A 12,788-nucleotide genomic window follows, 5' to 3' on the forward strand; every position below is an offset into this window, starting at 1 on the left:
TTTCGTTCGCAGCAAAGTCGTCTTACACCACGCGCCATGACGAATATACCCGAAAACACGCTCGATCCGGTCGAATTGACCAAGGCCCTGATCAACCATCCGTCCGTGACTCCGGTGGACGCCGGGGCGATGGACCGCGTGCAGCAGACGCTGGAATCGCTCGGCTTTGCCTGTGAGCGGCTGAAGTTCGGTGAGATCGAAAACCTCTATGCGCGGCGCGGGACGGCTTCGCCCAACCTGTGCTTTGCTGGTCATACGGACGTGGTGCCCGAAGGCGCGCTTGATGGCTGGCGCTCGGACCCGTTTGCCGCGACCATCGAAAACGGTGTGCTGACCGGGCGCGGAGCCGTCGATATGAAGGGCGGTATTGCGGCGTGGATCGCCGCCGTGTCGCGCTTTGAACAGGTGCCCGGTTCGCTGTCCTTCCTGATCACCGGCGACGAAGAAGGCGAAGCGCTGGACGGTACCAAGAAGGTCGTTGAACACCTGAGGCAGACGGGTGAGGTCATCGACCACTGCATCGTCGGCGAGCCCACCTCTTCGGCGGTGCTGGGGGACATGATCAAGGTCGGCCGTCGCGGTTCGATCAACGCCACGATCACGGTGACGGGCAAGCAGGGCCACGTCGCCTACCCGCAGCGCGCGCTCAATCCGATCCCCGTGCTGGTCGCCATCATGGCTGAACTGGACGGGCGCGTGCTGGATGAGGGCTATGAACGCTTCTTGCCGTCGAATCTCGAAATCACCACCTTTGATGTGGCGAACAAGACCACCAACCTGATCCCGCAAACGGCGACAGGGCGCATCAATATCCGCTTCAACCCGACCCATTCGGGTGCGTCCTTGCAGGCGTGGATCGAAGAGGTCTGCGCCCGTCAGGCGGAACGCAGCGGCGCCGCGATCGAGGTGAAAGCCGCTATATCGGGCGAGGCCTTTCTGACCGAGGCCGGGCCGTTCGTCGATGTCATTCAGGACGCCATCCGCGACGTGCTGAAGGTAGAGGCCGACCCGTCAACCACCGGTGGCACGTCGGACGCGCGCTTTATCCGCGCCCTGTGCCCGGTGGTGGAATTCGGTCTGGTGGGCCAGACCATGCACCAGGTCAATGAAGCGACCCCGGTACAGGACCTCTATGACCTGACCGACGCCTATGCGGCGCTGATCGCCAAATATTTCAAGGTGTTCGCCTAACACCTCCTCCCTGTCGCGCAGCGATGGGGAGGAGGACTATATCGAACTGCGGCTTGCGAAATCCGGTTCCGGTTCAAAGGTGACGTGCGTCAGGCACAAGCCCTCCGGCGGGGCCACCTGCCCGCAGGCACGGCGGTCGCGCGCCTCCAGCGCCGCCTTGACATCGGCCACCGTCCAGCGACCGATCCCGGCCTCGACCAGCGTGCCGGTCATTGAGCGCACCTGACGATGCAGGAAGGAGCGCGAGGCGAAGACGAGGTGTATCTCCTCCCCCACCCGCTTCACCCGCGCGATATCCAGCGTCTTGACGGGAGATGCCGCCTGACACTCCGTGTCACGGAAGGTGGTGAAATCATGCCGCCCGATCAGGTGCTGCGCGGCCTCGGCCATCACCTCGGCATCCAGCGGCTTCTTGACGTGCCACACCCGCCCCTGCTCCAGCGCCGGCGGGGCCCGGCGGTTGAGGATGCGATAGAGGTACATGCGCCCCGTCGCCGAAAAGCGCGCCGAAAACTCGTCATCGACAATCGCCGCTTCGCGCACGGCGATCGGTTCGGGGACCAGATAGGCGTTCATGGCGTCGCGCACCACATCGGGTCGGTAGGTCTTGGGCAGATCAAACGTGATCACCTGACCCGACGCATGGACGCCCGTATCGGTCCGCCCCGCCGCCGTAATGCGCAGGGGTTCGCCGGAAAAGCCCAGAATGGCGCGCTCCAGCGACCCCTGCACGGTCGGCAGGTTGTCCTGCGCCTGAAACCCCTTGTACGGGCGGCCATCATATTCAACGAGGCAGGAATAGCGGGGCATGCTAAACCTCTATACCTCCCCGGTTTCCCGGGGAGGGGGACCGCACGAGCCGCCTCAGACGGTGAGATGCGGTGGTGGGGGCTCTTTCCATTTGACGCCATGCACCCGCTGTCGTGAGAGGCGGCCCCCCCACCGTCTGCGAAACCGTGGGTTTCGCATCCACCTCCCCCAGCAAGCTGGGGGAGTATGATTGAAAACCTCTCATCCCAGACGATCCCCGACGCTCAGGCCCGCGCCGTTGAGGAACTCGGTGGCGTCCTGCGCGCCCTTGCCTTCGCGCTGCACGCGCAGGAGTTCGATCACGCCGTCGCCGGTGGCAAGGCGCAGGCCTGGCCCGATCAGCGTACCCGGTGCGGCGTCGGTCATGGCCTCATCGACGCGCGACATCAGCACCTTGAGGCGCTGCTCGCCCTTGGGCGTCTTCAGCATCGTCCATGCGCCCGGAAACGGCGACAAACCCCGAATGTGCCAGTCGAGTTCACGCGCCGGCCGGCTCCAGTCGATGCGCGCCTCTTCCGAGGTGATCTTTTTGGCGTAGGTGACCTCACCGACCTGCGGTTCGCCTTCCGGCTGACTGCGCTCAATAGCGGCCAAGGCGACGGGCAGCAGCGACGCCCCCAGCCCGGCCAGCTTGTCGTGCAGGGTCTGGGCCGTGTCCTGCGCTGTGATTTCGACGCGGCCGGACAGGATGACCGGCCCTTCGTCCAGCCCCTCGGACATGCGCATCACCTGCACGCCCGTATGGGTATCACCGGCCATGATCGCGCGTTGGATCGGCGCCGCCCCGCGCCAGCGCGGCAACAGCGAGGCATGGAGGTTGAAACAGCCGAGCGGCGGATGTTCCAGCACCTCGCGCTTTAAAATCTGGCCATAGGCGACAACGATGGCGGCGTCGATGTCCAGCGCCTGAAATTCGGCAATCGCGTCATCCGACTTCATCGACTTCGGGGTGCGGACCGGCAGGCCCAGACTATCGGCAAAGGCGTGCACCGGCGACGGGGTCAACACCTGCCCCCGGCCCTTGGGTGCCGGCGGCTGCGAATAGACGCAGACGATCTCATGACCGGCGGCGACCAGTTCGGCCAGAGCCTTCACAGCAAATTCGGGGGTGCCCATAAAGGCCAAACGCATGGAGTAACTCCGCAAAAAACAAAAGCGCATCCGGTGGACGCGCTTTTGGCTCAATTCAAAGGGCTATGCAAGTTAGGCGACTTTTTTGAGCTTCCTGACCTTCGTCACCGCCCGGTCGCGTTTCAGCTTCGACAGGTGGTCGATGAACAACACGCCGTTCAGGTGGTCCATCTCGTGCTGGATGCAGGTGGCATAGAGGCCATCGCACTCTTCGATCACCTCTTCGCCCTGATAGTTCAGGTATTTGAGCCGCACGCGCGCCGGGCGCTTCACCTCGTCATAGACTTCGGGCACCGACAAGCAGCCCTCATCATAGGTGGACAGTTCGTCCGACGCCCACAGGATTTCCGGATTGACAAAGTAGCGCGGCTGCTTCGGCGCCGGGGCATCTTCGGGAAGGTCGTCGGGGCGTTCCTGAAGGTCCATGACGATGACGCGGATCGGCTCACCGATCTGGATCGCCGCCAGCCCGATGCCGGGCGCGTCGTACATGGTCTCCAGCATGTCGTCCATCAGGGCGCGCAGTTCGTCGGTCACGCCCCCTTCGACGGGTTTGGACACCTGCTTGAGCAGCGGATTGGGTACGGTGATAATGTCTCTAATGGCCATGGCGCTAAAATAAGAACCCGCCCCCGGCGGGTCAAGGCATTCGCGCTTCGCCACTGACGATTACTTATAAATCAGTGCCTTGGCCGATGCCACTCACGAAGCGCCAGTGGCAGACCGTCCGTTGACGTATGTACAGGCCCCTTTCGCGCATCTTTTGCCCCATCACCGCCGGGCCGACCTACACCGGGGTCATCGCAATGCAACCCAGCGCATTCCAAAACAAGTGAAACGGTTTTGGGACCCAAATGCGCTAACGCCATATGGAGGCCTTCATGCTCAAATCCGCTCTTATCGCCGCCCTGATGGGTCTTATCGCCCTGCCCGCCAGCGCTGAAACCCTGACGGTGCAGTTTTCCAAACTGACGCCCAAGGGCACACTGATGGTCGCGCTTTATAAGGGCGAAGAGGCCTATACAAGCGGCAAGCCGGTCGCCGGTCAGCAGGTCGCCGTCAGCAGCGACACGGCCACCGCCACCTTTGAGGTCGAACCGGGTCAGTACGGGCTGAAGATATTCCACGACGTCAACGGCAATGGTCAAATGGACAAAAACCCGTTTGGTATGCCGGTCGAGCCCTTCGCCTTTTCCAACAATGCCAAGGGCCGCATGGGCCCGGCGGCCTGGGCCGACGCGGCCTTTGAGGTCAAGGGCAACACCACGCAAGACATCGCGTTTTAAGGAGGGATCGACATGACCGACCTGTCCCGCCGTTCCTTCCTGACCGCGCTGGGTGGCGCGGGCCTGATGGCCGCCGCGCCCACATCTTGGGCCGCCGCGGCCGCGACCGCCACCTTTTCGGAAGGCTGGCGTCTGGCCGTCGCCAACGCCCCCGCCGAAGGCTATGCTCCCTCCGCCCTCACCCGCCTGAGCGGCAAGATGCCGGCGGGCCTGAGCGGCACGCTCTACCGCAACGGCCCCGCGTGGTTCCGTTATGGCGACGACACCACCGGCCACTGGTTCGACGGCGACGGCATGATCCAAAAATACGATCTCAGCGCCGACGGCGTGCGCCACACCGGCCGCTTCGTCGATACGGTCAAACGCCGCGTCGAGCAGCAAAAACAAGCCATCGTCATGCCGGGCTTCGGCACCAAGGGCCGCGCCGATGCCCCTGTGACCAGCAATGACGACGTCAACGCCGCCAATACCTCGGTCCTGCGCGCCGGGGACGAGCTGTGGGCCCTGTGGGAAGGCGGCTCGCCCTACCGTCTTGATGCCCAGACCCTGCTCACCAAAGGGCCGAAGACCTTCCGTGACGACCTGAAAGGGCTGGCCTTTCTGGCCCACCCCAAGGTCGAACCGTCGGGCCGCATCTGGAGTGCCGGGTTCATGGGCGACAAGGCGTGGATCTGGCAACTCAGTCCGGCGGGCGAGATGGAGCGCGGGGAACTGATCCAGCTTCCCGCTGCGGGGTATGCCCACGACTGGGTCGTCAGCGAACGCCACCTGATCCTGCCCATGCAGCCGCTTATCGCCGAACGTCAAACCCCGCCCTTTGTCGATACGCTGGTCTGGCACCCCGATCAGCCGATCCGCATTCTGGTCGTCGAAAAAGCCGATCTGTCGAAGCGGCGTCTGTATGAACTGCCCGCCGCCACCTACTTCCATACGGGCGATGCCTGGGAAGACACCGACGGCACCATCCGCTTCGATGTCTGTCTGGCCAGTTCGCCGAAATTCGGCCTGAACGGGGCGCGTGATCTGGTGAAGGGGGTTTACAATGCCGGCAATGATGAGGAGGCGCATCTGGCCCTGATCACCCTGCGCCCGGACGGTCGCGCCGACATGCAGGCGACAGGCGTCTCATCGGAGTTTCCGCAGACCGATCACCGCTTTCAGGGTCTGCGCCGGGACCGCGTCGTGCACGTCGGGGGGTATATCGAGGGGCGTCTAGGGGCACACGCCCTGTCGGCCTTCGACTGGAAGACCGGCAAGGCGCAGACCCACGATTTCGGCCGGGACGCCATTGTCGAAGAGGCTCTGTTCGTCCCGCGTCCGGCCAGCCACGGCGGCACGGGTCAGGAGATGGACGGCTGGATGGTCGGCACGGTGCTTAATCTGAAGGCCAAGGCCACCGAACTGCACGTGTTCGAGGCGAAAAACCTCAGCGCCGGACCGGTGGGCTCATGGCGTTCGGCACACGCCACACCACTTGGCTTCCACGGGACGTTCTCTTGAATATACCTCCCCAACGTGTTGGGGAGGGGGACAGCGCCCGAAGGGCGTGGGGGTGGGGGCTCTTTCAAGCCACCTACTCTCCCGCCCCCGACTGCACTACGGTCAGCTTGCTCAGGGGCCGCGTCTGCACATCGAGCGGCGCGGCCTCAACAATCTCCTTGCCCTCATGACTGACCTTCAGGTCCTCAAAACGGCGCGCCTGAGTGAGCACCTGCGATTCCAGCGAACCGACAAAGGCATTGTACTTATCGACCGCGCTGCCGAGATTTTTGCCGAGCGCCGCCACGTGCCCGCCCATCACCGACAGACGGCTGTACAGTTCGCGCCCCACCGCCGCGACCTCATGGGCATTGTGAATCTGCTCCTCAGCGCGCCAGCCATAGGCTACGGCCTTGCACAGGGCAAACAGCGTGGTCGGGGTGACGATGATCACCTTGCGGTCCATCGCCTCGGTCATCAGGTGCGGCATCCGCTCCAGCGCCATCGACAATATGCCGTCGCCCGGCACAAACATGGCCACAAAATCCGGCGACTGTTCGCGGAACTGATCCCAGTAGGCCTTGGCCGACAGATCACGCACGTGCTGTTGTAAGGCGCGCGCATGGCGTTGCAGCGCCTCTTCGCGGATGCCCTCGTCGGTGGCCTCAATGGCCTCCAGATAGGCGGTCAGATTGGCCTTGGCATCAATAACGAAGACGCCGCCGGGCAGTTTCACCGTCACGTCCGGGCGGCGACGTCCCATATCGGTGTCAAGGTTCTGCTGCTCAACGAAGTCAAAATGTTTGGACAGTCCGGCACTTTCCAGCACATTGCGCAGCGTCTCTTCGCCCCAGCGGCCCTGCACCCCGGCCCCGCGACGCAAGGCGTTGGCCAGCTTCTGCGTCACCTCGCGCGTCGCCACCGACGCCTGCATCAGGTGGGTGATCTGCTCTTTCAGCCCGCCGGTGTCCTTGGCGCGCGACTCCTCCATCTCCTTCACCTGCGCCTCGAACCGGCCCAGCGTCTCGGCAACGGGTTTCAGCGTATGCCCCATGCGTTCCAGCGCCAGCTTTTCACGCGCCGCAAAATTCTCCTCAGCGCGTTTCAGCAGTGCCTCGGTCGATTGGCTCAGCGCCTGCTGAGACGCCGCGCGGAAATGCTCGCTCATGGCGGCGCGCGCGTCTTCGAGATTGCGCGTGCGCTCCTTCAGTTGCGACACCTCAGCGGCGGCGTCACGCAACTGATCGCTCAGGTCTTCATTGCGCTCGCGCAGGCGGCGCGTCTCCTGAAAGGCCAGATAATAGCCGCCCCCCAGCACCAGCGAGGCGAAGACAGAGGCAATAAGGGCGACGGATTCAAAGTTCATGAAATGTTCTTGCCATACGGAATAAAAGCTGACAAGCTTTTTCCTGACACGATTCCTGTCGGACCAAATACTCTCTCGCGGTCATCTGCGGGGCTGGCAAGGACGTATCAGGCACTTTCGGGAGGGGCAGATGGTATTCGGCGCATTTGTACGCAAGGCGGTCACGGGGCGCACGCCGTGGACGTACCTCTATCTGGCGCTGATCCCGTTTATCAACTGGTGCTTCGCCGCCGTGCCGCAAATCCCCCTGCCCGATCATGGCTCGTGGACGCCGATGTCGGTGGTGACCGGGCTGGTGCTGGTGGTGCGTGACTTTGCCCAGCGCGAAATCGGTCACTGGATCCTGCTGACCCTTATCATCGGTCTGGGCCTATCGCTGCTGACCTCTGATCCCGCCGTGGTGATCGCCTCAAGCGCGGCCTTTGTGGTGTCGGAATTGATCGACTGGTCCATCTTCACCTTTATCAAGCGGCCCCTGTCTGAGCGGGTGGTGATCTCGACCGCCGTCAGCGCACCGATCGACTCAGCGGTCTTCTATGCCATCGCCTCGACAACGATCCCGGGGATTTTCAACATCTGGTCGGTGGTGACTTCGGTGCTGAGCAAGCTGGCCGGAGTGTTTGCGGTGTTTCTGGTCATGCGTCACCGGGAGAAGGCGGAGCGCGCCGAATCCCTGCCAATCGACTGATTTACGAATTTAAAAGCCTTCAATTTGGATGAGATGGCAGGCGATCAGAGCATTCGACGGCTCAATTGAGCCGCCTCATGGCTCTGATTTTATATGACGCCTCATGTGTATCCGAAAAGTGGCGTTCACTTTTCGGCATGAGGCTATGGCGCAGCCCGTATATGAATACGGGCAAGTGACGCCGACGCACCCCCATCGCCCAATTCAAGGCTTTTAGCGTCGGCTTTTGAAAGCATGGGCAATCGTACCATCATCCAGCCAGTCGAGTTCGCCGCCGACGGGCACGCCGCGCGCCAGATGGGTGATGGTGACCTCCGGGGCCAGTTGCTTCACGCGGTCGGCGATATAGTGCGCCGTGGTCTGGCCTTCGACGGTCGCCGGCAGGGCCATGACCAGTTCTTCGACGCCGCCCGCACTGACGCGCTGCATCAGGCCCGACAGGCGCAGGTCTTCGGGCCGCACTCCGTCGAGCGCCGACAGGAGCCCGCCCAGCACGTGATAACGCCCGGAAAAGGCCCCAACGCGCTCCATGGCCCACAGGGCAGAGTCTTCTTCGACCACGCAGATCATCGCCGCGTCGCGGGCCGGGTCGGCGCAGGTGGCACACGGATCGCGGGTCGAAAGCGCGCCGCAAATATGGCAGGAGGTGACGCGCTCGGCCGCGTCCTGCATGGCGGCGGTCAGCGGTATCAGCAACTGCTCGCGCTTTTTCAGCAAGGCCAGCGCGGCGCGGCGCGCCGAGCGGGGCCCCAGACCCGGCAGCTTGGACAATAGCGCCATCAGGCGTTCGATTTCAGGTCCGGCACCAGAGGCCATACGATTACTCTAAAACCCCCTCTCCCCTGTGGGGAGAGGGTTGGGGTGAGGGGGAAAACGGTGCGGCGGGGATGCCCCCACATCCGGCGCTTCGCGCCACCTTCTCCCCATAGGGCGAAGGGGTTAGAACAGCTTCGGCATCGGCATATTGCCGAACGGACCCGCCGCTTCCTTCATCAGGCGCGCGGATTCTTCATCGAGCTTTTTGCGCGCATCGGCGTGGGCGGCGATAATCAGGTCGGCCAGCACCTCGGCCTCGTCCGCATTGATCAGGCTGGGGTCGATGTGCAGGCGCGTCAGCACGCCCCCCCCTTGCAGATCGACCGAGACCAGACCGGCACCGGCCTGACCGGTGACGACCACCTGATTCATCTTTTCCTGCGCTTCGGTGAACTTTTGCTGCACGGCCTGGGCCTGCTTCATCAGGGCGTTCAAGTCCATCAGTCGTCGTCCTTTTCGCTGAATTCGTCGCGGTTTTCGGTCATCGGCATGTCGGGCGTGGTGGCGGCCACCGGCTTCGGCTTCGGCCGGAAGCTGAGGATTTCCACGCCCGGAAAGGCCGTCATCAGACCGGAGATAAATGGGTCATTGCGCAGCTTTTGCAAGGCTTCCGCCTTTTCGCGGATTTCGCGCTCACGATAGGTTTCGGCCCCGCCGCCGCCTTCGGTGGCGATCAGCCAGCGCTGCCCCGTCCATTCCTTCAGCCGCGCCGACAGCTTGCGCACCAGATCAATCGGCGTGTGCGGGGCAGGCTCAAACGTGATCGCTCCCTGCCGGAAGGAGATTAGCTTGACGTAGCGCTCGACATCGACGCGCAGGCCGATATCGCGCTTTTCGGCGATCAGGGCCAGCACGTCGTCAAACGTATTGAGCTGAATCTGCGGCTGGGCATTGGCATAGGCCTGCGGGCGCATAACCGCACCTTGCGCGCTGACGCCGCCGCCGGAACCGCTGCCCATGCCGCCGCCCGACGGGCCACCATCCAGCAGGTTTTCGCCGTTTTGCAGTCGTTTGAGCAGGGTCTCCGGCCCCGGCAGGTCGGACGCATAGCAGAAGCGCACCAGCGCCATTTCGGTCGCCGCCGCCGGATCGGGGGCACGGCGGATTTCCTCAAACGCCTTGAGCATCAGGGTCCACAGGCGCGACAAGGTGCCTGCCGACAACTGCGCCCCCAGCGCCGCCACACGCTGCGCCGGTTCCTTGGGCAGGCGCGTGGCCTCGGCCCCCAGCACCTTGGCCACAGAGGTGGCGTGGCAGTATTCCAGCAGGTCGCCCATTACCTGCGACGGGTCGGCCCCGAAGCCGTACAGGGTGCGGAAGGCCAGAAGCGCCTCCGGCATCTGACCGGAAATGATATTTTCAAACAGGCTGAGCGTTGCCGACCGGTCGGCCAGCCCCAGCATGTCGCGCACCACCTCGGCGGACACGCTTTGCCCCTCTTCCGCCTGCACCAGCGCCTGATCGAGCAGCGACAGGGAGTCGCGCACCGAACCTTCGGCGGCACGGGCGATCAGGGCCAAGGCGTCCGGCTCGATCTGCGCCCCTTCGAGACGGCAGATTTTTTCGAGATGCGGCGTCAGGGTTTCGGGCTCGACACGGCGCAGGTCGAAGCGCTGACACCGCGACAGGATGGTCACCGGCACCTTGCGGATTTCGGTGGTGGCGAAGATGAATTTGGCGTGCGGCGGCGGTTCTTCCAGCGTCTTCAGAAGCGCGTTAAAGGCCCCGGTTGACAGCATGTGCACTTCGTCGATCACATAGACCTTGTAGCGCGCCTCGACCGGTGCATAGCGCACGCTTTCCAGCAATTCGCGCATCGAATCGACACCCGTGCGCGATGCGGCGTCCAGCTCCAGCACGTCGATATGCCGGCCTTCGATAATGGCCTGACAGTGGTAGCCAAAGGTCGAAAGATCGACGCTGGGCCCCTTCATCGTATCGGATTCGTAGTTCAGCGCGCGCGCCAGCAGGCGGGCCGTCGTCGTCTTGCCCACCCCGCGCACGCCGGTCAGCATGAAGGCGTGGGCGATACGCCCCGTGGCGAAGGCGTTGGACAGGGTGCGCACCATCGCCTCCTGCCCGATCAGATCCTCAAAGGTGCGGGGGCGGTATTTGCGCGCCAGCACCGTATAGGCCGCGTCCTTTTTCGCAGGTGCGGGCACCGCCGGACCACCGAACATATCGTCGGTGTTCTCATCGCGTTCGGTGGCAAAGGGATCGCCAAGGTCTGGAGATTCGGGATGGTCGGACATACCCGACTTATAGCGCCAAACGCAGGGTTTGCGAGTCGGAAAGCACGTGGGTTCCGCGCAGTCAGGCAGCGCTTTGTTGACGGCTTAGAATATAGGGGAAAGGTGAGACCGCGCGACCCGAAGGTGAATTCGTTGTGGCTGCTGCCTTCCGGCCCTGACCAGGTTGGCGAGGCCTTCGCCCGCGCGATCTCGCTCGCTATATGCGGATTCCCTTTTGCGATTGCAAGCGCTTATTTAAACGCCGCGAGCCCCACCCGCAGACGCACCCCCAGCACTAGGGCATCATCCGTTTGCGGATCACCAGCCGGGTGGCGGATATACTGCACGTCCGGCTGAAGGCTGAGGCCGTCCTTGATGGCGTAACGATAGCTGAGTTCGTAAATGGTTTCCGGATTTAAGTTCATGCCCGCCGCCTCGGCATAGGGCTGACCGAAATCGGCGTGGGCGATGGCAAAGCCTACGGCGTCCGACTCACGCCCTGTGAGCGGCCCGGTCCACACCAGACCGCCGCCCGCATAGGTTTCGATGGCCTGAAGGTCCTTATTGGCCTTACCCAGCCGCACCCAGCCCGACACGCCGCGGTCGCTGTCGGCTTCGGGTTTATAAAAATCGTACTTCAGTTGCGCGTAATAGCCGCTGTTGCCATCGGACAGGCCCGTGCCGTCGAGGCGCTCGGCCTTGGCCGTATAGGTCCACGCCCCCAGCTTGACATAGCCGCGCGCAAAATCCTGCTGCGCTTCGGCCACCCAGTGCGCGCCGTCGCCGTCACCCAGCTTGACGCCAATAAAGCTGCTCTGATGTGCCGGGTCGCCGGCCACGCCGTCAAACACCCCGGCGCGCAGGCGCAAAGTCTCGCTGGCCTGCCATTCGCCGACCAGCCCCAGAGTCGAAAACGGAAAGATCGACGGGCCGGTCTGCGAATAGTCCGGACCAATGCCGTGCGAAGCGTTGAGGAACAGCGTCCCCGCCTCCTGCACATCGAAAATACCATTGAGATTGATCAGGCCGCCGGTCACAGACCAGCGTTCATCGTCGCTCGTGCGGCGCAACCACGCCTCGAACAGGCGCACGCCCTTGGGCGCGTCGATATTGGACACGACCTGCGCATCGCCAGAGTAGAACTCGGAAAAACCGCCCCCAGCATCGGCCAGCACATAGGCGAAACCGTCCCAGTTTTTAAAGGCCTCGCCTTCGCCCTGCCAGGCCGCCGAAAGGTCGAGATTGCTCATAACCCGGTTGCCTTCGCGCAACCCTCCCGAATGATTGCGCAGCAGGTCAGCGGTCAGGACGGCATCGTATTCGACGCCGGCCGAAGCCACACCGGCCAGAGAGGTGCCGTAACCCAAAGACAGTAGCGCACAAGCGAGAACAGACAGACGCATGGAAAAACCTTGAACACATCGGGCACATCGCCCGACAATATCCATGTTACTTCAAATCCGTTGGGTTATAGTTTACAGACAGGGTTAACCGGACATGACCGGAACGGCCCGGCGATTGCTCTGTGGTTTCCGACTGTTGAAAGGTGTCCCAGTATGAAACCGCTTCTGTGCCTGATGGCCCTGTCCCTGCCCCTGATCGACGCTGTTCCGGCGACCGCCGCCCCGGCCGCCTGCCGCGCCGAAGCCCTCGCCGCCGTCATGCAGACCGCCGCCTATCGCCACGGCTCGGTCCGCGAAAAGCAGGCCCTGCTGCGCAGTCAGAGCCTGCGCGCCTGTGCCGTGAAAGCCTGAAAAGAGGCAGGGGACACGTCCCCTGCTCCCCGATAC

13 protein-coding genes and 1 other RNA gene are annotated in these 12,788 nt (G+C 63.4%); 5 read left to right on the forward strand and 9 right to left on the reverse strand.

The window, feature by feature from the left end:
- Window positions 1–36 precede the first annotated feature (36 nt).
- Window positions 37–1,191, forward strand: coding sequence for a succinyl-diaminopimelate desuccinylase (dapE, locus tag PQU94_RS06015; protein WP_272740567.1), 1,155 nt, complete (start codon window positions 37–39; stop codon window positions 1,189–1,191).
- A gap of 36 nt (window positions 1,192–1,227) precedes the next feature.
- On the opposite strand, the gene truA is transcribed toward dapE, so the two are convergent.
- From truA to def, 3 genes are all read right to left on the reverse strand, one after another.
- A complete protein-coding gene (gene truA, locus PQU94_RS06020; protein ID WP_272740568.1) occupies window positions 1,228–2,001 on the reverse strand; it encodes a tRNA pseudouridine(38-40) synthase TruA in 774 nt (257 codons plus the stop codon).
- Between the two features lie 201 nt (window positions 2,002–2,202).
- A complete protein-coding gene (gene fmt / locus PQU94_RS06025; RefSeq protein ID WP_272740569.1) occupies window positions 2,203–3,132 on the reverse strand; it encodes a methionyl-tRNA formyltransferase in 930 nt (309 codons plus the stop codon).
- 72 nt (window positions 3,133–3,204) lie between these two features.
- On the reverse strand, window positions 3,205–3,741 hold the full coding sequence (gene def / locus PQU94_RS06030) for a peptide deformylase (protein WP_272740570.1): 537 nt from the start codon (window positions 3,739–3,741) through the stop codon (window positions 3,205–3,207).
- A gap of 272 nt (window positions 3,742–4,013) precedes the next feature.
- Here def and PQU94_RS06035 point away from each other — a divergent pair, with 272 nt between their 5' ends.
- Complete coding sequence (locus PQU94_RS06035) at window positions 4,014–4,418, forward strand: DUF2141 domain-containing protein (RefSeq protein ID WP_272740571.1); 405 nt, start codon at window positions 4,014–4,016, stop codon at window positions 4,416–4,418.
- A 12-nt stretch (window positions 4,419–4,430) separates the two neighbouring features.
- Entirely contained in the window at window positions 4,431–5,918 is a 1,488-nt protein-coding gene (locus PQU94_RS06040; RefSeq protein ID WP_272740572.1) for a carotenoid oxygenase family protein, read from the forward strand.
- Between the two features lie 73 nt (window positions 5,919–5,991).
- On the opposite strand, the gene PQU94_RS06045 is transcribed toward PQU94_RS06040, so the two are convergent.
- Window positions 5,992–7,263 (reverse strand): DNA recombination protein RmuC, encoded by a 1,272-nt coding sequence (locus PQU94_RS06045; RefSeq protein ID WP_272740573.1) that lies wholly within the window; start codon window positions 7,261–7,263, stop codon window positions 5,992–5,994.
- Between the two features lie 130 nt (window positions 7,264–7,393).
- On the opposite strand from PQU94_RS06045, the gene PQU94_RS06050 reads away from it, so the two are divergent.
- Window positions 7,394–7,951, forward strand: coding sequence for a VUT family protein (locus PQU94_RS06050; RefSeq protein WP_272740574.1), 558 nt, complete (start codon window positions 7,394–7,396; stop codon window positions 7,949–7,951).
- Between the two features lie 213 nt (window positions 7,952–8,164).
- Here the strand turns inward: PQU94_RS06050 and recR are convergent, their stop codons facing one another.
- The 5 genes from recR to PQU94_RS06075 all read right to left on the reverse strand — a co-directional run bounded on the left by recR (window position 8,165) and on the right by PQU94_RS06075 (window position 12,401).
- Entirely contained in the window at window positions 8,165–8,767 is a 603-nt protein-coding gene (gene recR, locus PQU94_RS06055; protein ID WP_272740575.1) for a recombination mediator RecR, read from the reverse strand.
- Window positions 8,768–8,890: 123 nt separating this feature from the next.
- Window positions 8,891–9,211 (reverse strand): YbaB/EbfC family nucleoid-associated protein, encoded by a 321-nt coding sequence (locus tag PQU94_RS06060; protein ID WP_272740869.1) that lies wholly within the window; start codon window positions 9,209–9,211, stop codon window positions 8,891–8,893.
- Entirely contained in the window at window positions 9,208–11,019 is a 1,812-nt protein-coding gene (locus PQU94_RS06065; protein ID WP_272740576.1) for a DNA polymerase III subunit gamma/tau, read from the reverse strand. The genes PQU94_RS06060 and PQU94_RS06065 overlap by 4 nt, the downstream gene beginning before the upstream one ends.
- Before the next feature lie 98 nt (window positions 11,020–11,117).
- An RNA gene (ffs, locus tag PQU94_RS06070) (signal recognition particle sRNA small type) lies at window positions 11,118–11,213 on the reverse strand.
- A gap of 36 nt (window positions 11,214–11,249) precedes the next feature.
- Entirely contained in the window at window positions 11,250–12,401 is a 1,152-nt protein-coding gene (locus tag PQU94_RS06075) for a carbohydrate porin (protein WP_272740577.1), read from the reverse strand.
- Between the two features lie 153 nt (window positions 12,402–12,554).
- Here PQU94_RS06075 and PQU94_RS06080 point away from each other — a divergent pair, with 153 nt between their 5' ends.
- Window positions 12,555–12,752 (forward strand): hypothetical protein, encoded by a 198-nt coding sequence (locus PQU94_RS06080; protein WP_272740578.1) that lies wholly within the window; start codon window positions 12,555–12,557, stop codon window positions 12,750–12,752.
- Window positions 12,753–12,788: the final 36 nt, after the last annotated feature.

The sequence above is a fragment of the Asticcacaulis currens genome, assembly GCF_028550395.1.
Classification (GTDB): domain Bacteria; phylum Pseudomonadota; class Alphaproteobacteria; order Caulobacterales; family Caulobacteraceae; genus Asticcacaulis; species Asticcacaulis currens.